The sequence below is a fragment of the Mangrovibacillus sp. Mu-81 genome, assembly GCF_036867415.1.
GTDB lineage: Bacteria > Bacillota > Bacilli > Bacillales > Bacillaceae_B > Rossellomorea.
The window spans coordinates 233,017-255,653 of the sequence record NZ_JBAJHU010000003.1 but is presented as its reverse complement, the minus strand read 5'-3'; the positions used below and the strand labels follow the sequence as shown (position 1 = coordinate 255,653).

General features: G+C 40.4%; 27 protein-coding genes and 1 riboswitch. Of the genes, 8 read left to right on the top strand and 19 right to left on the bottom strand.

The genetic code is table 11. The features are described 5' to 3' along the window. Nucleotides 1-39 precede the first annotated feature (39 nt). The 3 genes from V6B33_RS08440 to V6B33_RS08430 form a co-directional block, all read right to left on the bottom strand. Nucleotides 40-1,158 (bottom strand): N-acetyldiaminopimelate deacetylase, encoded by a 1,119-nt coding sequence (locus V6B33_RS08440; protein ID WP_334217312.1) that lies wholly within the window; start codon nt 1,156-1,158, stop codon nt 40-42. 99 nt (nt 1,159-1,257) lie between these two features. Next, nucleotides 1,258-1,968: a 2,3,4,5-tetrahydropyridine-2,6-dicarboxylate N-acetyltransferase gene (gene dapD, locus V6B33_RS08435; RefSeq protein ID WP_334217311.1), complete on the bottom strand. Its 711-nt coding sequence runs from the start codon at nt 1,966-1,968 to the stop codon at nt 1,258-1,260. Nucleotides 1,969-2,059: 91 nt separating this feature from the next. Further along, nucleotides 2,060-2,941 (bottom strand): LysR family transcriptional regulator, encoded by an 882-nt coding sequence (locus tag V6B33_RS08430; protein WP_334217310.1) that lies wholly within the window; start codon nt 2,939-2,941, stop codon nt 2,060-2,062. A 111-nt stretch (nt 2,942-3,052) separates the two neighbouring features. On the opposite strand from V6B33_RS08430, the gene V6B33_RS08425 reads away from it, so the two are divergent. Further along, nucleotides 3,053-3,778: a sulfite exporter TauE/SafE family protein gene (locus V6B33_RS08425; protein ID WP_334217309.1), complete on the top strand. Its 726-nt coding sequence runs from the start codon at nt 3,053-3,055 to the stop codon at nt 3,776-3,778. A 105-nt stretch (nt 3,779-3,883) separates the two neighbouring features. Here the strand turns inward: V6B33_RS08425 and cbpB are convergent, their stop codons facing one another. Together cbpB and V6B33_RS08415 are read right to left on the bottom strand one after the other, a co-directional pair. Next, on the bottom strand, nt 3,884-4,321 hold the full coding sequence (gene cbpB, locus V6B33_RS08420) for a cyclic-di-AMP-binding protein CbpB (protein WP_334217308.1): 438 nt from the start codon (nt 4,319-4,321) through the stop codon (nt 3,884-3,886). 232 nt (nt 4,322-4,553) lie between these two features. Further along, nucleotides 4,554-4,799, bottom strand: a complete 246-nt coding sequence (locus V6B33_RS08415; protein ID WP_334217307.1) for a YkuJ family protein — start codon at nt 4,797-4,799, stop codon at nt 4,554-4,556. 154 nt (nt 4,800-4,953) lie between these two features. Here V6B33_RS08415 and V6B33_RS08410 point away from each other — a divergent pair, with 154 nt between their 5' ends. Then, complete coding sequence (locus V6B33_RS08410; RefSeq protein WP_334217306.1) at nt 4,954-5,910, top strand: MBL fold metallo-hydrolase; 957 nt, start codon at nt 4,954-4,956, stop codon at nt 5,908-5,910. Next, a complete protein-coding gene (locus V6B33_RS08405; protein WP_334217305.1) occupies nt 5,907-6,140 on the top strand; it encodes a glutaredoxin family protein in 234 nt (77 codons plus the stop codon). The genes V6B33_RS08410 and V6B33_RS08405 overlap by 4 nt, the downstream gene beginning before the upstream one ends. A gap of 52 nt (nt 6,141-6,192) precedes the next feature. Here V6B33_RS08405 and V6B33_RS08400 read toward each other — a convergent pair whose 3' ends face one another. The 6 genes from V6B33_RS08400 to V6B33_RS08375 all read right to left on the bottom strand — a co-directional run bounded on the left by V6B33_RS08400 (nt 6,193) and on the right by V6B33_RS08375 (nt 12,098). Then, the gene (locus V6B33_RS08400) at nt 6,193-6,699 is read right to left on the bottom strand and encodes a DUF3993 domain-containing protein (protein ID WP_334217304.1); all 507 of its coding nucleotides are present in this window, start codon (nt 6,697-6,699) and stop codon (nt 6,193-6,195) included. A 211-nt stretch (nt 6,700-6,910) separates the two neighbouring features. Then, nucleotides 6,911-7,150, bottom strand: a complete 240-nt coding sequence (locus tag V6B33_RS08395) for a hypothetical protein (protein ID WP_334217303.1) — start codon at nt 7,148-7,150, stop codon at nt 6,911-6,913. Between the two features lie 183 nt (nt 7,151-7,333). Continuing rightward, nucleotides 7,334-8,557: an EAL domain-containing protein gene (locus V6B33_RS08390; protein WP_334217302.1), complete on the bottom strand. Its 1,224-nt coding sequence runs from the start codon at nt 8,555-8,557 to the stop codon at nt 7,334-7,336. Nucleotides 8,558-8,775: 218 nt separating this feature from the next. Further along, on the bottom strand, nt 8,776-9,543 hold the full coding sequence (fadH, locus tag V6B33_RS08385; RefSeq protein WP_334217301.1) for a 2,4-dienoyl-CoA reductase: 768 nt from the start codon (nt 9,541-9,543) through the stop codon (nt 8,776-8,778). Nucleotides 9,544-9,671: 128 nt separating this feature from the next. Next, on the bottom strand, nt 9,672-9,887 hold the full coding sequence (locus V6B33_RS08380; protein ID WP_334217300.1) for a hypothetical protein: 216 nt from the start codon (nt 9,885-9,887) through the stop codon (nt 9,672-9,674). Between the two features lie 135 nt (nt 9,888-10,022). Then, nucleotides 10,023-12,098, bottom strand: a complete 2,076-nt coding sequence (locus V6B33_RS08375) for a sensor domain-containing protein (RefSeq protein WP_334217299.1) — start codon at nt 12,096-12,098, stop codon at nt 10,023-10,025. Nucleotides 12,099-12,363: 265 nt separating this feature from the next. Between V6B33_RS08375 and V6B33_RS08370 the strand changes: the two genes are divergently transcribed. Together V6B33_RS08370 and V6B33_RS08365 are read left to right on the top strand one after the other, a co-directional pair. Beyond that, entirely contained in the window at nt 12,364-12,606 is a 243-nt protein-coding gene (locus tag V6B33_RS08370) for a hypothetical protein (RefSeq protein ID WP_442915509.1), read from the top strand. Between the two features lie 271 nt (nt 12,607-12,877). Next, complete coding sequence (locus V6B33_RS08365) at nt 12,878-13,342, top strand: YkyB family protein (protein WP_334217297.1); 465 nt, start codon at nt 12,878-12,880, stop codon at nt 13,340-13,342. Between the two features lie 93 nt (nt 13,343-13,435). Here the strand turns inward: V6B33_RS08365 and V6B33_RS08360 are convergent, their stop codons facing one another. Next, a complete protein-coding gene (locus V6B33_RS08360; RefSeq protein ID WP_334217296.1) occupies nt 13,436-14,338 on the bottom strand; it encodes a chemotaxis protein in 903 nt (300 codons plus the stop codon). A 162-nt stretch (nt 14,339-14,500) separates the two neighbouring features. Here V6B33_RS08360 and V6B33_RS08355 point away from each other — a divergent pair, with 162 nt between their 5' ends. Further along, a complete protein-coding gene (locus V6B33_RS08355; RefSeq protein ID WP_334217295.1) occupies nt 14,501-14,701 on the top strand; it encodes a hypothetical protein in 201 nt (66 codons plus the stop codon). A gap of 64 nt (nt 14,702-14,765) precedes the next feature. Here the strand turns inward: V6B33_RS08355 and queE are convergent, their stop codons facing one another. From queE to corA, 4 genes are all read right to left on the bottom strand, one after another. Beyond that, nucleotides 14,766-15,491 (bottom strand): 7-carboxy-7-deazaguanine synthase QueE, encoded by a 726-nt coding sequence (gene queE / locus V6B33_RS08350; RefSeq protein ID WP_334217706.1) that lies wholly within the window; start codon nt 15,489-15,491, stop codon nt 14,766-14,768. Beyond that, nucleotides 15,485-15,922, bottom strand: a complete 438-nt coding sequence (gene queD, locus V6B33_RS08345) for a 6-carboxytetrahydropterin synthase QueD (RefSeq protein WP_334217294.1) — start codon at nt 15,920-15,922, stop codon at nt 15,485-15,487. The genes queE and queD overlap by 7 nt, the downstream gene beginning before the upstream one ends. Beyond that, nucleotides 15,922-16,584: a 7-cyano-7-deazaguanine synthase QueC gene (gene queC, locus V6B33_RS08340; protein WP_334217293.1), complete on the bottom strand. Its 663-nt coding sequence runs from the start codon at nt 16,582-16,584 to the stop codon at nt 15,922-15,924. The genes queD and queC overlap by 1 nt, the downstream gene beginning before the upstream one ends. Nucleotides 16,585-16,753: 169 nt before the next feature. Next, nucleotides 16,754-16,798, bottom strand: a riboswitch (PreQ1 riboswitch). Nucleotides 16,799-16,901: 103 nt separating this feature from the next. Beyond that, complete coding sequence (corA, locus tag V6B33_RS08335) at nt 16,902-17,897, bottom strand: magnesium/cobalt transporter CorA (RefSeq protein ID WP_334217292.1); 996 nt, start codon at nt 17,895-17,897, stop codon at nt 16,902-16,904. A 134-nt stretch (nt 17,898-18,031) separates the two neighbouring features. Here corA and V6B33_RS08330 point away from each other — a divergent pair, with 134 nt between their 5' ends. Next, nucleotides 18,032-19,189: an aminotransferase A gene (locus tag V6B33_RS08330; protein WP_334217291.1), complete on the top strand. Its 1,158-nt coding sequence runs from the start codon at nt 18,032-18,034 to the stop codon at nt 19,187-19,189. A gap of 37 nt (nt 19,190-19,226) precedes the next feature. Here V6B33_RS08330 and V6B33_RS08325 read toward each other — a convergent pair whose 3' ends face one another. Continuing rightward, nucleotides 19,227-19,403, bottom strand: coding sequence for a hypothetical protein (locus V6B33_RS08325; RefSeq protein ID WP_334217290.1), 177 nt, complete (start codon nt 19,401-19,403; stop codon nt 19,227-19,229). A 399-nt stretch (nt 19,404-19,802) separates the two neighbouring features. Here V6B33_RS08325 and V6B33_RS08320 point away from each other — a divergent pair, with 399 nt between their 5' ends. Next, nucleotides 19,803-20,474 carry a GNAT family N-acetyltransferase gene (locus V6B33_RS08320; RefSeq protein ID WP_334217289.1) on the top strand — a complete coding sequence of 224 codons (672 nt, stop codon included), beginning with the start codon at nt 19,803-19,805 and terminating at the stop codon, nt 20,472-20,474. A gap of 130 nt (nt 20,475-20,604) precedes the next feature. Here V6B33_RS08320 and ptsP read toward each other — a convergent pair whose 3' ends face one another. Both ptsP and V6B33_RS08310 read right to left on the bottom strand, forming a co-directional pair. Continuing rightward, nucleotides 20,605-22,326: a phosphoenolpyruvate--protein phosphotransferase gene (ptsP, locus tag V6B33_RS08315; RefSeq protein ID WP_334217288.1), complete on the bottom strand. Its 1,722-nt coding sequence runs from the start codon at nt 22,324-22,326 to the stop codon at nt 20,605-20,607. Beyond that, on the bottom strand, nt 22,326-22,592 hold the full coding sequence (locus tag V6B33_RS08310; protein WP_032089054.1) for a phosphocarrier protein HPr: 267 nt from the start codon (nt 22,590-22,592) through the stop codon (nt 22,326-22,328). The genes ptsP and V6B33_RS08310 overlap by 1 nt, the downstream gene beginning before the upstream one ends. Between the last annotated feature and the right edge of the window lie 45 nt (nt 22,593-22,637).

Here is a 22,637-nt window from a genome sequence, read left to right as displayed (position 1 = left end):
GTGGTGCCGGTCATTTTTATATCAGGTCATTCATTTTTTCTATAGACGCTCTATGTAATCAGTGAGAAGGGCTATTGCAAAGTCTATTGCTTCTTCCTCAGGGTTCAACTTAGAATGATGCAGCCCGTATGGGGAATTCACCCCAAGCCAGAACATGAATCCGGGTATCCTCTCCAGCATATACCCAAAATCCTCTCCCGTCATTGCCTCTTTGCATATGACAAGATTCCGGTTATCACTTGACCGTACAAACGATATGAAATCGCTTGTCCATTCCGGATCATTATATACCTGCTGATACATACTCCCATAATCCACTTCTATGTCGCAGTCGTATCCGATTTCCATCCCCCGAACCAGTGATTCCAACCTTTTCTTCACTCTTTTCATCGATTCAGGTGAGAGTGTGCGGATTGTCCCTTCAAGGGTGGCGGTCTCTGCGATGATGTTTTGTACCGTACCGCTTTCCATCTTCCCGATTGTAACGACTGCGCTGTCCAGAGGATCCACATTCCTTGAAACAATGGTCTGAAGCTGGGTCACAAAGTATGAAGCTGTGACAATCATATCTTTTGTCTGGTGGGGGTAGGCTGCATGTCCTCCCTTGCCTTTAAACTTGATGAACAGTTCAGACGTGTTGGCAAACAGAAGACCTTCTTTGACCGCTACAGTTCCGACTTCATATTCAGGGGCAATATGCAGGGCAAATACAGCATCGGGCATCCATTCTTTCATATCTTCACTTTCGAGCATGGGCAATGCCCCGCCAGGACCTTCTTCAGCCGGCTGAAAAATAAACAGCAGATCATCCATAATAGGATTCTGAACAAAATGAGTCAACACTCCCAAAGCGATTGACATATGAAAGTCGTGACCGCATGCATGCATTTTACCAGGATGGACGGAATTGAAATCCAGCCCTGTTTCCTCTTTTATTGGCAGGCCGTCTATGTCTGCCCGGAACCCTATGATTTTCGAGGAAGCTGTTCCTTGAACTTTCACAAACAATCCTGTTTTCCACTTTTTCATGATATATCTATCCGAAGGCAGTCCAGATATGTAATCCATCAAATACTTCTGTGTCTTATACTCCTGAAATCCGAGCTCTGGAATCTTATGAAGATCTCTCCTGATTTTTTTGAAGTCTGTCACTGACATTCCCGTTCCTCCTTTTCTCTGCAAAATTTTTTCCGGTATAGAAAAAGAACAGACGAAAGGGTCTTCTTTCCGTCCGTTCTTTCAAATGATTGATCTTAATTAAAGCTGGCGGAGTTCCTGCTTGATTTCAGTTTTAGACTTGGTTTTTTCATCAATGTCTTTAAGCTTTTTGGCAGGTGTACCTGCCACTACTGTATATGAAGGGACGTCATCAACAACAACCGCTCCTGCTGCCACAACAGAACCCTTTCCGACTGTTACGCCCTCCAGGACCACAGCGTTTGCACCGATCACAACGTCGTCTTCGATGATGACCGGCTTTGCGGAAGGGGGCTCGATGACCCCAGCCAACACTGCACCTGCGCCGATGTGACAGTTCTTCCCGACAGTTGCCCGTCCGCCAAGAACTACATTCATGTCAATCATGGTGCCTGTGCCGACGACCGAACCGATATTTATGACAGATCCCATCATGATGACACAGTTTTCTCCGATTTCCACCTGATCCCTGATGATGGCACCCGGTTCAATACGGGCTTTGACACCTTTAAGATCCAGTAATGGAATGGCAGAGTTCCTGCGGTCATTTTCCAGCACAAAGTCCTCAATTTTAGAACGATTATCTTCAAGTACCTTGGATAATTCATTCCATTCCCCAAATACGACTCCGGAGTTACCTTCAATGAAGGTTTGGGAAGAAGGACCAAAGTCGATTCCTTCCAAGTTTCCTTTTACATAAACCTTCACAGGTGTTGATTTAGTACTATTTTGAATAAAAGAGATAATCTCGTTTGCATCCATCATTTTCATGCGTTTCCCTCCAAAAATTATGTATATATTCAGATTCTTTCTTGAATTACTTTATCAAATTAAAGGGAAGAAGACAACCCAAAAATACTGATTATCCAGAATTCCCATCAAGGAATTCCTGTACCACTTCAACAAAAGCCCCGACTTGTCTAAGTTGAAAAGCAGATTCATATCCAAGCAGCCAGGTATCGCGATGAATGAGAGTGTCATGTTCATCGATCAAAGGAAGCTTATAGATGTTTTCTTCCATCCCACTCAGCGTGATTGCCGGCAGGATGGCATATCCGATCCCATTCAATGTCATCTGTTTGCACGTTTCGATTTGATCTACGATTATTGTACGTTTTGGCGTCGTTTGGAATTGACGGTGCCACCAATCCTGAATTTCCTGATAATAATTGGAGTCACTTCTAAATTGAATAAACGGCCTGTCTGTTTTCATCACTTCATCGATTGATTGAATTTCACGGTCGACTAAATATAGCGTATCTTGAAATAAATGATGTTTCGGTCCTTTCCAGTCCGGTGTCCCGCGTATAATGCCCACATGGACTTCATCTTCATAAATGGCTTTCAGAATTTCGCTGCTCCATCCGGTCATGAGGGAAATCTTTGCGTGGGGGTATGCCTCGACAAAGCGCTTGAGCACTTTAGGCAGCCAATTTTGTCCCACAATGGACGCACAGGCAATTTTCAAAGTACCGTGCACCTCATTTTCCAATGACTGAATTTGTTCCCTCACCACTTCTTGCTTCCCGAGCATCTCATCTGCCAAATTGACAACAAGTTCCCCTGCAGGTGTAAGCGATAATCCTTTTTGCGAACGGAGAAAAAGCTTGGTTCCCCATTCCTTTTCTATATTTTGGAGGCGCTGTGATAATGCTGGCTGTGAGACAAATAGCCTTTCCGCTGCCTTGCGCATATTCATTTCTTGTGCCAAAACCTGTAATAACTGATATTCAGAAAATGCCATAGTCGTAACCTCATAAGTTTTTCTTATATTGTATCTTAAAATAAATAAAATTTCATTATCGAAAGAAATCGAATACACTGAAAGTATCAAAGTTTCAGGGGTGAGAAAAAGATGGAAGTCCTATTATTTTTTACGGGTATGATCGTTGCATTTGTGGGTACTCTGGCGGGCAGCGGGGGATTGATCGGGATGCCGATGATGCTTCTTTTGGGCATCCCCGTCCATACAAGTATAGCAACTGCTAAATTCTCGAATATTTTCAGTTCATCTTCTAGTTTTGTCTATCTGCTGAAAGACAGGAAGGTAACCTTTAGGGAGTGCCTCCCAATCATACCTTTAGCAGCGGCAGGAGGCATGATTGGTTCATACCTTTCGGACCAGATAAATCCTTCAGTCCTTGAATGGATGGCCTTTTTCTTTTTATTATTCGCTCTTCTCCTGAGCCTTTTAAAAGGAATCAAGCCTGCTGGTAAGAAAGAGGTGTATACTTTGCCGGTTGGAAAGTTATTCTTGATCAGTGCCTATGACGGTTTATTCGGTCCAGGTCAGGCAACCCTCATAATGTATACTCATCTGATGCACGGTCTCACCTATTTAAAGACTGTAGCCCTGACAAGATTCCAAACCTTTGTCAGCTGTCTCGGGGCATTCATCATGTACTTCATCAATGGTCATGTCGATTGGGTGACTGCAATCCCCTTTGCCCTTGGTGCACTGGTCGGAGCTCAGCTGTCTGTCAGACTGGCTGCTAAAGTATCGATCAAACAAGCAGGTAAATTATTGAATATTATTACATTCATTCTAATCATACAAGTAGGACTGCGATTATTCCTATAATGTTCCTCAAGTTAGTAATCAAAAAAAGAGGATGACATTTCATGCCACCTCAGTCAATGTATTCGTTTTATTCATCTTGCGTTTCGGATATTGATATGTTCAACGTTAAGTTTGGTAGATGTTTCGTTTAAGTTGTTTCAGTATCACTCTTCTTGTCATGATCCCTTCAAAGTAATCATCTTCAGAGACCACACACAAGAAGGGGTGATCAATTAACAGCTCAATCGCTTTTTTGAAATTCGCTTCGAATAGTATTGTAGGAAACTCCCTGGTCATGACTTCCTCTACTTTCATTGATTCAAGCTTTTCAAATTCAAACCGCTCCAGACCGAGCACAGCATCCGTGATCAGAGATGAGCTAATGAGTCCTTGAAAACGAAACCCCGAATCCAATACCGGAATGGAAGAGTAGCCGCTTTTCGTCAACAACAGTAAAGCATGCTCAAGGGAATTCCCCATTTGCACATGAGCGACTTTCTCTGATGAAATGATATAATCTTTAATCTTCGTCTGTAAAAATTCCTTACTACTTAATGAAATCATGTAAAACCCCTCATTTTTAATATAAATGTTTCATTTAGCATGTTTCTGGAGTGCCGATCACTTTTCATTTCAACAACATTTTTATATCTATGTCCATGAAGTGCCACCATTAATTCTAACACAGCCTAAGAAAAAAGCAGTAATAATCCGTATACAAATTAACAAAAAATGGATCTGCTTTGTACACAAAAATAACCAAACAAGAAAAGATTCTCATCTGGTTACCTGGGTACTATTCCTGATTTACTTCCTGAAGCAGTTCGTATATTTCAATTGCCGTGATGTCGATGTTATCAAAAGGAAAACTGCTTCCTTTTTCATTCATTACTTCAATCTCGAAAGTATCCTGTTTTGGTAAATATTTTACCTCACATACCTTCTTTCCGTTGTATTCAAAAAAACGCTGCTGAGTTTCCCCTTGTTCACCTTGTTCTTGCAATGTCTTTAATCTTTGTATGATTCCAAGAAGCTGAGACATAAGCAGTCTCTCCTTTCCTGTTCTATTTCTTTTTTCATAGCTTTTGCATTGTACCAGATTATATCCTGTTAAATCTAATGTTTTGCCCCAAATCTTCATAAAAATCCTATATAATGAAAGAAGCATAATTTGAATGAAGAAAGGATTTGTTAGGATGAGTATTGATTATATAGATTCAAGGATATCGTTGGTCGACCTGATGGATTTGTCTATAAAGGAACGGACGGGAAGCTATATCATTCACGAAGAATCTCTTACGATCATAGAAACATCTGCCAGTCCTTCAATCCCGCATCTAAAAAAAGGTCTCTCTAAGTTAAACATTAATTTAGAAGATATTCAATACATAATTCTGACCCATATCCATTTAGATCATGCCGGGGGCGCAGGGCTTCTGCTGGAGGAGTGCCCTGAAGCCACAGTGATCGTCCATCCGAAGGGCTACAGGCACATGAAAGACCCTTCAAGATTGATCGCCGGAGCACAGATGGTATATGGGAAAGATTTTAATGCATTATTTGACCCGATTAAACCGATTCCCGAGGACCGAATGATCGTCAAGAATCATGGGGAAATCCTTCAGCTGAGTGAAACTTGCACACTTACGTTTTACGATACCCCTGGACATGCCAATCACCACTTGAGTATTTACGATTCAGTGTCGGACGGCATGTTCACCGGCGATACTTGCGGAATTCAATATCGTGCAGATACAGCACGCTTTTATCTCCCTTCCACATCGCCAAATCAGTTCAACCCGGATTCGATGAGAGAAGCAATCAATTTTTTCAGAAAAAAGAAGTTGAACCGCATTTATTTCGGCCATTACGGAATGACAGGCGAAGTAGAGCATGCCCTTTCGGAGGTTGAGAAGTGGCTGGACATTTTCATGGACAAGGCGACAGATATATTCGATGCGGGTGCCGCTATGGATGAAAACGTTGAAAGTCTCACAAAGGAATTATTCACCCTCGTGAAGTCTTCTGTCGTAGAAGAAGGAATCAATCCTCAGCACCCCGTTTTCCATCTATTGAAACTCGATCTGAAAGTTTCCTCTATGGGAATCGTCGATTATTTAAATAAGAAAAGAAGGGGAGAGCAGAAATCTTGAAAGTCGTTACAGTATATACCCAGCCCGAATGCCCACCTTGTGAAGTGGTGAAGCTGTTCCTCAAGGAATATAAAATAAACTACATAGAAAGAAACATTAAAGAAGACAATGGAGCAAGAAAACATTTAATTGAAGAACTGAAATCCTATTCCACTCCCACAATCACTGTGGATGACAAGGTTATCTCCGGATTTAATTTGGAAGCACTTAAAGAAGCATTGGACTTCTAAAACAGATAAAAGAAGATACCTCGTTAAACTTGAGGTATCTTCTTAGTATTCCCTATTCATTCTTTTCCTGAACGATTGCCGGCAATTCATTCGTTATGGAAGACACCTTCCAATCTCCTTTATCTTTGGTTAATACAACAACTTCCACTCCTGGTACTGTTGAGACTGGACCTTCTTCATCACCTGACCGTTCTTCCCATATGTACCACTTTCCATCTGCATATTCTACTTTAGTGGATTCATCGTATTTAAAGAATGGGATATAATATTGGGCAAAGTCAGAACCAAATGTTTGGTATCCTTCCTCTACCTTCACAACGTTCTCTTCAATAAATGCATCCGACAGTTCACTTGTAAAGGACCTTTCCAATTGTTTCTCGATGGCTTCGAGGGATTGAGGCTGTTCACTTATAGAAACTTGTGTCTGAAACGCTTCCTTCACTAAAGTCAATGCCTGCTTCCCATTAAAGGTGGAAGCCTGGGTCTGGGTAACTTGTCCACAAGCAGCCGTAACTAATCCGATCATCATAAATAACAGCAATAATCTTCTTTTTGCCATTTTAGTCCCCTCCTTAAAATAATTAGGTGAATCTATTGTAGCAATTGAAAATTGTCGAATGGCTAAGTACTGTTCGTGAAATCCCAACATTCCTTGACATCTTTTTCACTTAATTGTAAAATTCCCGCTGTTTTTGGAAGTTAAACACGATAAATGCTGGAATTTATACCCAAAAAAAGCTTGGAAACATGATGTTTCCAAGCTTCCATACTTAATTTAAGAATTTAATGGACAAATACAAAATGAAGCCTGCAACGAACACCGTGAACACTATAATGGCGAGGAACACCGGATTCCGTATAAAGGGATGCTGCTTAACAGCTTCCGGAATGTCTGTATCAAATTCCCCCTCCAAACGTTTCTCCTGCCCGGCAACTTTAAACGTATAGTATACTGAATACCCGGCTACTCCTATAGCTATTAATGAGAGCAGTATGATAAAAATACTCATCCAAGCACCTCCTTCAAAGATCCTTTATAGATAATTTCCCCTAATGGGAAAACCCTATTCAAAGAAATGCCCAAAGATCATTGCAACCATCACGTCTTAAATAAAGAGTCGGCATCGAGGTTTACTGAGTTGAAGATTTACAAATACTGCAAATTGAAAAGACCGAAATTATAGGCAAATCAATTAATAGAGCAGGCTCTCTTCTTCAAATAAAAATTCATAAGATAAATCCATGAAAAGGTATAATCCATTTCCGAAAGGGTATGAATATGTGCGAAGGGGTTCACCAGAATCAATGTCGCTGTAAATATCCGAAAGTAATCCTTTTTTATTTATTCTCATCCTGAATATATTTTCCAGGAAGTAGGGACGCCAGCTCCAATTCTTTCCCTTGAACCGCTGATGGATCTCCCAGTTCCCATTTACTTTCAGAATGTTGCTAGAGACCTGGAATCCATTTTCATCACATATATACAAACGAAAGCATTTATCAGTAAAGGCAATCGCAATTTCATTCAGCAGGTAATCAAAGTCTTCTGATTGTTTTTTCATCTGCGAAATTTTCTGAGTCATTTCTTTATGTAATGAATCTGCGAATCGATATCCTGCTTCCAAATGTTTCTTCTCATATCGGATATAATCCTGGCACTTTTCCTTCAGTTTCTCTTTCAGAATATCACTTTCCAAAAACCCGGAAGATGGGTGTTTTAAATAATATCCTTGGTAATACCTGCCTCCATTCAACCACGCAAACTGCAGTTGATAATTGATTTCAATATTTTCAAACAGCAGGGATGCCCCAATTTTTCTCGCAAGCATGGAAAGACTGAATAAGATATCTTTATACAATTTATTCCCCGCATCATTTCGCAATTGAGATAGATCGACCTTCAGAATATCCGGAGAGAATTGCGACAGCCTGTCAAGTTCGCCCATGCTGCTCCCCACATTATCAATGGCTATTTTAACTCCATATGTTTTGTAATACAGGAGAACATGTACCAGTTGTTCGAAGTCTCCCAGAAATGTCTTTTCCGAAAGTTCCAATACAATCCGGTTCAGCTGAATTCCTTTCTCTTGATATTCGAGAAGGAGATCGAGGAAGGATTCCCCGTGATCAGCCATGATAAGTCTTGCATCCCGATTAATGAAGATCAATCCTTCTTGATCTGCCTCGATGAATTGATCGAGTGCCCTTCTCGTCACTCTCTCATCCACTTCAATCTTAAATTCATCTGGAATATCTGTACCTGTAAAAAACGGACCTAGACTCTCTGCCTCTCCATTATCATGGACAATCCTGCCTAACACTTCATAGCCGATTATTTTATGTTCATCCGCGCTGAAAACCGGTTGAAAATTAGGAATGACTTGTTCGATATTCGAAATGACATCTAACGGATCCATCTGCACTCCTCCAACCCAAAACATTTTTTGCATTATTATAGCATATGCAGCCAACATTTCTTAAGTTCAAGCTAAATGGCAAAAAAAGAATGCAGAAACTTTAAAGCATTCCACTTTAACCCCGGGAAGCGGGCCGCTCTGTAGAAATTCATGACTTTAAGGATCAGCATTCTAACTCATCACGCTTTAAATGAGAATTCAGTTAAATGAAGGCGATATTAAAATGGAAATTGATTCAGCCATTGCCCTCCATCCAATGTTATGCACTCGCCATTAAGGTAAGCCGCCTGTTCGGATGACATGAAATAGGCAAGTCCTGCAATCTCTTCAGGTGTCCCCAGCCTTTTCAAAGGTACGCTATCAATCGTTCGTTTGGCAGCTTCCTCTGAAACCCATAATTTCTCTGCCCCTCCTGTTCTTTCAATCGGGCCGGGAGCAATGGCATTTGTACGAATGTCGTATTTATGTCCCCATTCGACAGCAAGCGTTCTAGTCAGGGACAATACTCCCGCTTTTGCTGCAGCTGAGTGTGCAACCCCTGCACCAGCATTCCAAGCGTAAGTTGCAACCATATTGATGATCGAGCCTTTCTGCTTTTGTGCAATCCAATGATTCCCCACTGTGTGAGAACAGAGGAACGTTCCATTCAGAACAATGTCAATGACTGATTTCCAGCCATTCGGAGTCATTTTTTCAACTGGACAAATAAAGTTTCCGGCAGCATTATTAATCAATACATCAATTTTCCCGAACTTTTCTACTGCAAATTTAACCATCCCTTCTGCATGCTCCTGTTCCCTCACATCCATTTGAAAAACTTCAATTTCGCCCGTAAGTGAAGCAAATTCTTCTTTTACTGCATGCAGACGCTCTTTATTTCTTCCCGTAATGATGACATCAGAACCTTTTTCCAGGAAGTACTTTGCCATATACTTCCCCATGCCGCTTGATCCCCCTGTGATGATCACTGCTTGTTTATTTCCCATCTGTTACTCCCCCTCATAAAATGAATGAATATTCACTCATTATTTTATCATAAATCAATTGTAAACAGCCAGTTTTATACAATAAAAAAGCCCGGCTCCATTGTTTCTGCCTGAGCCGGACTGAATCTTTAACTATCCTGATTATTTACAATTGTTTCATGAAGTTGAGCCAACGCTTTGATAATCGTCTTGTTTCTTCTATATCCTTTTGCTTCTACTGAAACATGATTGAATGTAACCACGACTTTACCTAAAGATCGAGGAGTTTTAAAGCCGTAAACGTAGACTTTAACCGTCCCTCTTTCGGTAGGGAGAAATAGGATTTCCATTTGTTTGTTCTTCATCTTAATCCCTCTCCTTTATAAACATGTACTTCTATAATAAAAAGTATGCCGAGCTTTTAACAAACGCGACCCTCTTTTTAACATAAGTCATACATGCACACCTGTCAAATACTTTAGTTGCTTAGGATTTCATCTTTACGCAAGGACATAGTGTTCTAATTCTTCTGGACATTTGGGTTTGCTGAAATAAAAGCCCTGTGCTTTTTGGCAATTTGCTTCTTTAAGAAAATGGACCTGCCCTTCTTGTTCAACTCCTTCAGCGATTACTTCCAATCCCAGGCTGTGGGCAAGATGAATGATGGTCGTTGTGATGGCCGAATCCTTTTGATTGGATCCGATTTCCCTTACAAAGGATTGATCTATTTTCAAAATATCGATAGGAAACCTTCTTAAGTAGTTTAAGGAAGAGTAACCTGTACCAAAATCATCAACGGATATAAATACACCCAATTCTTTCAGTTTCTTCAGTACTTTCAATGTTTGCTGAGTATCCTGCATGGCTCCTTCCGTTATTTCTATTTCTAGGCAGGCTGCAGGAATATCATATTTCGCTATGTAGCACCTGATCGTATCCACTAATTGTTCCTGAAGAAATTGCTTAGGTGATATATTGATTGCGATCCGTACATTTCTATACCCCTTTACTCTCCAGTTCTTTAACTGCAGACATACTTGTTCCAGTACCCACTCTCCAATTCTATGGATGAGCCCCGTTTCTTCTGCCAGCGGGATAAATTGTCCAGGGGTTACAAAGCCGAATTTGCGGTTATTCCAACGGATCAAAGCTTCGAAACTGTCAACATTCCCGGTCGAAAGATTTATCTGAGGTTGATAATGAATATAGAGTTCTTCTTTCTCGATTGCTTTTCTTAGATGAGATTCCATAATGATATAGTTCGGAAAGCTTGATTCCATATGTGTCTGATAAAACCTGTAATGAGCCCTGCCTTTTTCTTTCACCTGATACAGTGCCTGCGCTGCTTTCTGGATAAGTGTGTTGGCATCATACCCATCTGCGGGATATCTGCTAACACCAATGGATGGACTGATATAGAATTCCTGCCCGTCTATCGAATAGGACCGATGAAATAAAGATAGTACCTCAGAAGCTTTTTTCTTTGTTTCCTCCAAGCTGCTATTCTTCAATAAATAGATGAATTCATCTCCACCCTGCCGGTAAAGCAAACAATGTTCATTCGTTAACGTCACCAAACGCTCGGTTATCTTTTTCAGAAAACGGTCCCCTCCTTTTAATCCGAGGGTATCATTCACAAATTTAAATCGGTCTAAATCCAGATACAAGACAGCAAGCTCTTGTTCCGTATCTTCCATGGACTGAACGAACAAAGGAAGATGTTCATCTAAGGCTTTCCTGTTCCACATGCCGGTCAACTGATCATGCAGCGCCATATAATGGATCATTTCATTTTGCTCATATGAGATTGTATTATCCTTGACTATGATATAACAACCTTCACACTTCTCCTTTACTACAATCGGAACCGCTTTAAGGCTTGTGATTTTATCTTTTCTGCTATCGGTTTTCATTAAACAGTGATCCAAAGTAGCAGGCGTACCGCTCAGAGCCTTGTGCAATGTCCTTTGAAGATCATCCGCCAGAGATGAGTGAAACAGTTCATAAATCGAAGAGCTAACCAGTTGGTCCTTTTGAAAGCCGGTCAATTGTCCGCTGGCTATATTTGATTCTCTAATGACTCCATTCGAATCCAATATAAAGATGGCATCCAAATTATGTTCAATAATGGATTTGTACCGGTTTTTGGCATTCGTAAGCCTTATTTTTTCTTTTATCAACGGAGTAACATCTCTCGTGATTGACACGACGTACTCTATTATTCCGGCATCATTTTTGATCGGGGTCAAGATCGATTCATTGACCATTTGTTCTCCGCCGGAAAGCCTGATGGTGTCTCGGAAGATTATTTTTTCCTCATTTTCTACCAATTGAACATATTTTTCTTTCAGTCTTATTGCAAGCTCATCTGATAGGACTTCTTCCAGGAGCAGTCCCATATCTTCTTTATTAATTTCCGTGTTTTTACGGGCGGATTCATTTATATAAATATAACGAAAAGAAGGTCCTTTTTCGACCTTCATGATAAAAATCATGTCGTTTATATTTTCAAGAACAACTTCTTGTAAGACAACGTCCAACTTATCAATATCATGATTCTTATTCAGTGCCTGCATCAATTTCATCCTTATCGAGTAAACTTGGTTGATTATATTTTCCTGTTTACATTGTACTAGTAATTGAAGGTTTTTCCCATATACATGTGTGAAAATTCTATATTTACTGCATTTTAGGTACTATTTTCCTATTAAACCGCTGTGCCTTTTCCTGATTAGACAGGCTCAGAGTGATGGTCCCGGCCATACAATAAAAAGAATAGAGAGGAGGTTACTCATGTATCGACAGTCGTTCATTCCTCATAATTATTACCATTACCCGGCCATGAGAGGGTATCGCGATCAGCGCTTCTTCCCTTTTTTTGGTCTCCCATTCTTAGCCGGTGGGTTGGCCGGCCTTGCCATCAGCCCATTTTTGTTCAACAGACCATGCTGCGGGCCGTATTATCCGCCGTATCCACCATACCCGGCTTACGGACCTTATGGCGGATCACCTTATGGAAACAACGCGTACGCCCCTTCCCCTTACAACAATCTAACGGAAAATATCAATATCTATCCACGTTGAATCCCACAGACCAATGGATGAACATAAAAGACCGATCGTCTTGCATGTAATGATAAACCATCATTGAACATCCCTATTTAGAAGAACTGATCAATCCACTTGATTCAGTTCTTTTTTTGGTGTAAGTAAGATCTAAATAGAATGGTCCTTCCATTCATTTTCAATTCAGTTAAAAATATGAGATTTCTACCTATGAAAGATTTCATAACCTTTCCAACGATATTAAAAGAATGTATAATAGTAGTGAATATAGTAGAAAGGAGCTAAAAACTTGAGAAATACTAGTAAAAACACCCCTTCTTCCACATCTGTAATTACCCTCTCTCAAGCGATTTTCACTGTTAATCGACATGCGAAGACTGCAGGTAACCCAAAATACTTATATGCTTTAAAAAAACGGGCATTGATGAAGATGATCCGCGAAGGCAAAGCAAAAAAAGTAGGATTACACTTTTCAAAGAACCCTAAGTTCAGCCAGCAGCAATCAGATGTCCTGATTAATTGTGGAGAATATACATTCCACATACCGCCTACTAAGGAAGATTTCAAACTATTGCCCCACCTGGGCAGTCTCGATCAATCTCTGAGAAACCCGAGATGTAAAATGGGACTTCAACAGGCAAAAGGCATTTTAGAGGACTATACCGGAATGTCTGATTCTGATGATCAAAATAAACAGGGAAAACAAGGATATCAGAAGCCTGTATTTAAAAAGCTGGGAGACAGCTTCTTTTAATACCTTGCTAATTTAGCGCATTAACGCACATTCCCTTTAAAGGATAGAAAATGGCTGTATGATTCCAATATCATACGGCCATTTCTATTTAAACTACAAAATGTATCGATCAATATTCTTTATTAACTCGGCTATTTCAGGCTTGCTGACTTGTGCTTCTGCTCCAACCATCTCACCTTTATGTCGCAAATCATTTGTAATTAGGGAAGAAAAAATAATGACAGGAAGCTTTTTCAGGACCGGGTGGTTTTTAATTCTTTTAGTCAGATGATGACCATCCATTTGTGGCATTTCAATATCTGTAATGACGAGACCGACTGCTTCTTCCATCTGCCCGGATTTACTGATCTGTGATTCAAGATATTTCAACGCATCCATCCCATTTTCAAAAAATTCTACCGACTCGTAACCTGCCTCGGATAATGTGTCATTGAGAAGCTTTCGAAGCAGCGGGGAATCTTCGGCGGCCACTATTTTCTTGTTACTTCTTTCCCTTGGGCCAAGCTTTTTCACTTGATCGACATTTATTCCTGAGTCGGGGTTGATTTCAACCATGATGCTTTCGAAGTCCACCAATAAAATCATCGAATCTTCATGCTTTACCACTCCGATGATACCGGACTTTATACCTGAGTACATTTCAGATGGCTTTTCGATTTGGTCCCATGAAATGCGGTGGATCTGTGTGACATTATGTACATGAAAGACGACTTTTTGCTGGTTGAACTCAGAAACGATAAATTTCGACTGTGGCGTCTCTCTTTCTTCAAGGCCAAGGACCTTCGCCATATCCACCACTGGAAGTACTTCCCCCCTTAATTGAATCAGTCCCTTTACATTGGGATGTGAATGTGGGATTGGTATGACCTTAGTTGGTTGGATGATTTCTTTGACCTTGATAACATTTATACCAAATCTATTATTTTGAACTTCGAACTCAACCATTTCCAATTCATTTGTACCGCTTTCAAGCAATATCCCTTTTGAATCAATCATTTCAATACGCCCTTCCATTCAATAATGCATTTTACATGCGTTCATTATTACCTTACATATTTTATATCGAACAATTCTTATACTTGTTTACATAAAAATAATGCAAAATCCAAAACATAGACCTGTAGAGAGTCAGCAAATTAAAATCAGGAGGTGTCATTCATGCCTGAAAGACGAGATGCAGAGAATAGAAGGATTCTGGATTTTGAAGAAATTAATGGACACATACTACCAGCTCAGAATCCAGCCCCGCTTATTGCTATCGGCAAAAACAAAGAGGGAAAAGATGATTTTGATGATATATATTATGTCGAAGGAAAAAGCGGCATTGACCATGATTCAGATGAAAATCCAAGAAAATAAAATAAAGGATGGATCAAAAAAAGCGGTTGGGAATGGTATCCAATCGCTTTCTTTGACATTTATTTTACACGCCCCGCTTATTTCCCCATACAATCGTATGCAGCTGCGGGAGAACGCGGACATGATTTAATTCTTGATCAAGTGATACCTTTTCAATCAATGTTTCATAATCATTCAGCAGATCCGAGACCAATTTGTTTGTGTTTTCTTCCATTACTTCAGGATTTCCGGTCTGAATGTAAAAAGGAACATTGTGATAACGATGATGAACCATCTTTGCGTACTGCAGATCTTCGTCATCGAAGACAACCACTTTCAAACTGAATTTAGACTCATTCTCCAGTAAATTCTGTATGATAAAGTCCAACTTCTCAAAATCCGTGTTCATATTGGAACTGGGTGGTTTGGGTGAGATGGTTAAATCATCGATGTCGTAAAACCATTCCTGCCATCTGCTTCCTTGTGTTTCAAGGGCTGACTGAATGTCATTTTCCTCAAAGATGCGCAGCAGTTCATCTAAATTGGATAAGAGCGCAGGATTCCCTCCTGAAATCGTAACATGAGAAAATCGCTCCCCTCCTATTTCTTTTAACTCATTCCAAATTTCTCGTGCAGTTAAAAGCCTGATATCTTCTTTCGCAGATCCATCCCAGGTGAAAGCAGAATCACACCATGCACAACTATAATCACACCCTGCGGTTCTAACAAACATCGTTTTTTGACCGATGACCATTCCTTCACCTTGAATCGTCGGTCCGAATATTTCTAAAACAGGGATTTTCTTCATGATTCCCTCCCCCTTTTAGGTCTGTAAATCACATAGGATGTGGGAGTTTCCCTTAGGAATACCTGCAAGCACTGTGGTCGGTGCTTCAACGTTTCCAGGTGCTCCTGAATAATTTCCCAAACTGCTTTCGCTACCGCTTCTGTAGTGGGAAACCTCAATGAATCTTCATTCGAAAACATGCTGTCCTCATTTAGTAGACGATGATCAAACCGCTTATGAATCAACTTCTTGATATGTTGAAAGTTTATAAGGAAACCGGAGTCGTCCAATTCATTTCCAGCAATCGTTATATTGGCAAAGTAGGTATGGCCATGCACATTCTGACAATCTCCTGCTTCTTCGTGCGGTATATAATGTGCAGCAGCGAAATGCATGTCTTTATTCAGTTCAAATTCATACTCATGATGAGGAGTCGGATAAATTTGCTGAAGCATTATTCCCTTCCTCCTTTATTACTTTGTAAATATTCGTTTAAACCTCTTTGTCTCAACTCACATGCAGGACATTCGCCGCATCCATCACCTTTCACACCGTTGTAGCATGTTAATGTGTTTTCCCTGATATAATGCAGTGCATCGAGACGATCGGCCATTTCCCAAGTCTCGGCTTTATTTATCCACATCAATGGCGTATGAATCACAAATTGTTCATCCATTGAGAGGTTCAGAGATACATTCAATGACTTGACAAAAATATCCCTGCAATCAGGATAGCCGCTGAAGTCTGTTTCACACACCCCTGTTATGATGTGCTTTGCTCCAATCTGCTTCGCCAATACCCCGGCAAAAGACAGGAACAATAAGTTTCTTCCCGGAACAAATGTAGAAGGTAATTCACCTTCCTCATGAGTGATTGCTTGTTCATTCCTTGTCAATGCACTCGGAGCAAGCTGGTTTAATAAACTCATATCCAATACATGATGTGTCACTTGTAAATCTTCAGCTATTTCTTTAGCACAATCCAGTTCTGCAGCATGCCGCTGTCCATAATTAAACGTAACAGCTTCCACTTCTTTAAATTCTTTTTTTGCCCAGAACAGACAGGTTGTGCTGTCCTGACCACCGCTGAATACTACTAATGCTTTTTCTTGATTCATTGCCCATTCTCCTCTCTTTCTGCGGGCCTGCATTCTTGCCCGAAAAGAAGAATAAAGATTCTTACTAACTCTATAATGACACTGCCTGCCGGAATTCTTCCAGAGGACAGCTGTAATCAACAGCTTATAAACAAGCTTAAACAAAAACAAACGACACCTAAGGATGCCGTTTCCCTTAGTTTTTTATAGAGGGTTGTTCTAGAACCTCTCGGGAACGTATCGTATCCCAATTCTTCTTTTGTCATCAATCAATATACCGCTTTTCTCATAAAAAATCTACCGTTTGGGAGGATTTTTTATTATCTGGAAGATGATGTCTATTTTAACTTTAGATGCCTTCTTTTTCGTCTTCTTCTTCTTGTGCCGAATTTCAGCCAACCAATCTTCACAAAGAATCCAAACATAATAAGTGCAATAACCGCCATTACCCCCAGAACAATGAAATACCCGCTATGTTCATTAAGTTCAGGCATGTATACAAAGTTCATGCCATAAAGTCCGGCTATAAAGGTAAGCGGCATAAAAATCGTCGTGATGACCGTTAATGTCATCATGATGTTATTCATTTTGTCAGAGTTGATGGAAAGGTAATTATCCCTTATATCAGCTGAGAAATCACGATACGATTCCAGCATTTCAACCTGCTTGATCAGATGATCGTACACATCATTAAAGTATAATTGCTCTTCTTTCAATGAATTCAGCCGGCTGGAATTACTGATCCTGTATAACAAGTCCCTCATCGGCACGAGGGTTCTCCGCAATTTAGACATTTCGTGACGAATATCAAATAATTCATCCATCAGATTTGAATCAGTATCTTCATTCGTGTTTTCCTCGATACTATTCAATCGATCCTCAATACTATAAATCAAAGGGAAATACTCATCGACAACCCTGTCTACGATTCCATGCATGATTATAAATGGACTGAGTTCCCCGCCTTCTTTGCTGAAAACTTTCCATAAGTTGTCTATCTCGCTTACATGCTTTTTATGGAACGTGACGATAAAGCTTGAATTCACAAAGAGATTCACTTCATAAGACTCAAGTGAATTCCGGTTGATGGCATGCATCAATACAAATATGTACCCGTCATAGAAATCCAGCTTCGGCCGCTCGCTGAAATCATCCAGACAGTCTTCAATGGCAAGCGGGTGAAAACGGAAGAATCGCTTCATCATACGAATGTCCCTGTCAGTAGGCTCGTTGAAATCAACCCAATACCACTTAACATCACTTTCCTTCACTCTGCTTACCGGGACATCCTGAAGGACGTTTCCATTATTTAAAATTGCACTCGTTCGAATCATTGTCGCGTTCACCTTCTATGTCAATTGTTCTTTTCTATCCATTCCCGATTTCACTTGTATTAAAACAAAATCATTCCATTACAGCTGTAAAAGATGATAAAATATGTATCAAATTATAAAAGTAGGTGTGCATCTTGGAACAATACTTAAACAGTAATGTACGGGACATTAAAATCTCCGGCATCCGGAAGTTCTTCAACATGGTAGCTGACATAGAAGGAATGATTTCGCTCACAATCGGGCAGCCTGACTTCCCGACACCTCAGCATATTAAGGATGCAGCAAAGAAATCGATCGACGAAAACTTCACATCATACACGCATAATGCAGGATTTCTTCAATTAAGGGAAGCGGCATCTTCATTCATTGAAACAAAATATAACGTGCATTATGATGCTGAATCAGAGGTTCTTGTGACAAGTGGTGCCTCACAGGGGATAGATGTGGTGCTTCGTTCGCTATTAGAACCTGGAGATGAATGCATACTTCCGGGACCCGTGTATCCGGGTTATGAACCGATCATCCGCCTGTCGGGAGCCAGGGCAGTCCATATCGATACAACACATAATTCGTTTAAAGTCAGCGCAGAATTAATTAAGGAACATTTGACGGATTCAACTAAATGCATCATCCTGCCATACCCTTCAAATCCTACAGGAGTCAGTTTAAAAGCCGAAGAATTGAAAGAAATCGCCTACGTTCTCAAAGGACGGAACATTTTCGTTATTGCAGACGAGATATACAGTGAATTGACATTTGAAGGAAACCATCGCTCAATAGCCGAATTCCTAAAAGAACAAACTGTTATGATAAATGGTCTCTCGAAATCCCACAGCATGACAGGATGGAGAATTGGATTGGTATTCGCTCCTGAATGCATCAGCCAGCATTTATTGAAAGTGCATCAATATAATGTATCCTGTGCTTCTTCCATCTCGCAGAAAGCTGCATATGAAGCACTAACAGCCGGGGCAAATGATGCCGTTGTTATGAGGAAGGAATATAAGACAAGAAGAGATTACGTGTATCAACGTTTACTTGAAATCGGTTTTCAAAACGTGATCAAACCGGACGGCGCATTTTATTTCTTTATTAAAATCCCTGAATCGATTGACATGACATCCTTCCAATTTGCACTTTCACTCGCACAAGAAGAAAAAGTGGCCGTAGTGCCGGGGGACGCATTTTCAAAATACGGAGAAGGTTATATCCGCCTCTCATTTGCATGCTCGATAGAACAATTGGAAGAAGGGCTTGCACGCATTAAATCATTCATCTCCAAACATACTTAAAAAAGGGACAGACCTTCTTATTGGTCTGTCCTTTCGATTAGTCCTTGTATTCACCGTTATTTTTAGGTGCTTTTTCTTTTTTGGCTTTATCTTTGTGAATCTTATTCGTTGCTGCGCTGCCAATTTCGTGTGCGAATTCTTGATTCAAACGGGAAGAATCAAATCCTTTTTTATTTTTTTGCTGCGGATCATTCTTTTTCGTACGTTTAGCCATTTCTCTCACACACCACCTTCTCTTTTTGTATTCCTTTACAGAAACACTACACTTATTATTTATCTTAGGTATAGGAAGTATCCAAAAGAAGCCAGGGGCAAATCCTGCCATTAAAAAGTTCAAAAAAAAGACTGCCCAGAATAAACTGAGTCAGTCAAAAAAAAGGAAAAGGGGGTGTTAGTGAGAAATTAATCTCCAATTTCATGCTTGGTTATAGATTACCCCCCTTTCAGAATAACTAAACATTTCTTTTAAAATATTTTTTTATTTTTTTCTTATGCTTTTTTATTAAAAGAGGAGTTGGAAAATGTGTTAGAAGAATATTTTTGTAAAATACTTTAAAAAAGCGCTTACATAACGTATAATGAACAAGTAAATTCTGATAAATGAGGTTCTGTCATGTATAGAAAAGAACAGTATGTTTTCAGAAAAAATCAAGTGTATCAAGCAATTATCCGCAATTATACAGAAGCAGATTTCCAAGGACTCATCGGTATCCAGAAACGCGCCTTTCCCCCGCCATTTCCTTCAGAATTATGGTGGAATAAAGATCAATTGGAGAATCATATCAAGCATTTCCCATTGGGTGCACTTTGTGTCGAAATCGATGGCAGAATAGCAGGCAGCATGACAGGTCTCATCGTTGATTTTGATTCCTCAGATCCTGATCACACTTGGAAAGAGATAACGGATGGTGGTTATATTCGCACCCATGATGAGCTAGGCAATACACTTTACGTGGTCGACCTCTGTATCGATCCGGAGTTCAGAGGCTTCAAACTCGGAAAAGAATTGATGAATGCAATGTATGAGATCGTCGTGCATTTGCATCTTGAACGTCTTTTAGGCGGAGGACGCATTCCAACATACCATAAATTCTCACGTACATATTCCATTGAGGAATATGTACATAAATTAACGGCCGGCCAATTTAAGGATCCTGTCATCTCATTCTTACTTCAATGCGGAAGAACGCCGGTAAAAGCGGTAAAAGGCTATCTTGAAGATAAGGAATCCTCTGATTATGGATTATTAATGGAGTGGGCAAACCCCTTTCGTCAAAAGACATAAAAAAAAGGATTGAAAGAATACTCTTCCAATCCTAAGAAAAGGGGGAAATGAGAATGAAAAGGCCATTTGGATGTGCCTCAACTTCTTATTCTTTATTACATTACCCCCATATTCAGATGATAAACATTTTTTAAGATTGAGTAACAGCTTTTTCGACAGCTTTGATGACTTCATCATTCGTGTCTAGCTGTAATACTTCTACAGCAAGCTTTTTCATGTCACTTTGGTTAAGGTCGTGAATTTGGGAACGTGCTCTCAGAATGGAACTGGCACTCATTGAGAACTCATCCAATCCTAATCCCAGCAGGATTGGCACGGCAATTTCATCACCGGCCATCTCACCGCACATGCCTGCCCATTTGCCTTCATTGTGAGCGGCATCGATAACCATCTTAACAAGTCGAAGGATCGCTGGGTTATACGGCTGATACAGGTAAGAAACACGTTCATTCATACGGTCGGCTGCCATTGTATATTGAATCAGGTCATTTGTCCCGATTGAGAAGAAATCGACTTCCTTGGCAAATACGTCTGCCATTACTGCGGTCGATGGGATTTCAACCATGATCCCCACTTCAATTTTCCCGGCAACATTTGTACCGTTCTCTTGAAGCCCTTTTTTCTCTTCTTCAAGTATTGCTTTTGCTTCCCTGAATTCTTGAAGATTTGAGATCATCGGGAACATGATTTTCAGATTTCCATAAGGACTCGCTTTCAATAAAGCTCTAAGCTGGGTGCGGAAAATTTCCTGCTCGTCCAGACAAAGACGAATCGCGCGATAACCGAGGAAAGGGTTCATTTCCTTCGGAAGATTTAAATAAGGAAGTTCCTTATCTCCTCCGATATCCAATGTACGCACTACGACAGGTTTACCCTCCATGCCTTCAAGAACAGCTTTATAGGCTTCGTATTGCTCTTCCTCAGTCGGAAGCTCGTCACGTCCCATGTAAAGGAATTCTGTACGATAAAGACCTACACCTTCACCGCCGTTATTCTTCACACCTTCTAAATCTTTAGGCGTTCCGATGTTTGCTGCGAGTTCTACATGCTGTCCATCTTTGGAAACAGTAGGCTCATTTACAAGCTTTGCCCATTCCGCTTTTTGATCTTCATAACGGGCATGCTCCCTCTTATACTCTTCAATGACCTCCGGTGTCGGGTTGATATGTACTTCCCCATTTAGGCCGTCAACGATAATCATGTCACCATTTTCAACAGAAGAAGTAATCGATTTCGTACCTACCACTGCAGGTATTTCCATCGAGCGGGCCATAATGGCCGAATGGGATGTTCTCCCTCCGATGTCAGTTGTAAAACCTTTTACGTACTGACGATTTAATTGTGCAGTATCAGATGGAGTTAAATCCTCCGCAATGACAATTACTTCTTCAGTCACCATACTTGGATTGGAAATCTGAACTCCCAGCAAATGTGAAAGGACACGTTTCGTTACGTCTCTGATATCTGCTGCGCGTTCTTTCATATACTCATTATCCATCGATTCGAACATGGAAACGAACATATCTGCCGTTTCTTTAAGTGCAAATTCAGCGTTTACATTTTCAGTTTTCACTTTATCTTCAATAGGTGCCAGTAATTCAGGATCGCTTAATACAAGAAGATGCGCTTCAAAGATTTGTGCTTTGTCTTCACCTAAGTCTTCCCTTGCTTTATCCCGGATTGCTTCTAGCTCTGATTTAGAAGTTGAAATGGCAGCCTGAAAACGAGCTACTTCTTCCTCTGCACTTTCAACGGACTTCTTCTCGAAGCTTAAATCAGGTTCGACTAAACGATAAGCTTTTGCGATGGCAATCCCGTTAGATGCCGCAATGCCTTTCAAAATACTTGACATTACTCAGCTAAACCTTCTTTGTTTAACGTCTCTTCCAAGCTCTTTAATGCTTCTTCTTCGTCGCTGCCTTCAGTAATGATCGTGATTTGTGCATCTTTACCGACGCCTAGAGACATGACACCCATGATTGATTTTAAGTTGACTTTCTTTTCCTTGTATTCAAGATGTACATCGCTGTCGAATTTGCTTGCCGTTTGAACCAAAAGTGTTGCCGGGCGAGCATGGATTCCTGTTTCAGCTGTAACTGTAAATGTTTTTTGTGCCATGTAAATCGACTCCTTATTCATCATTGTATTTGGTTGCTTCATAAA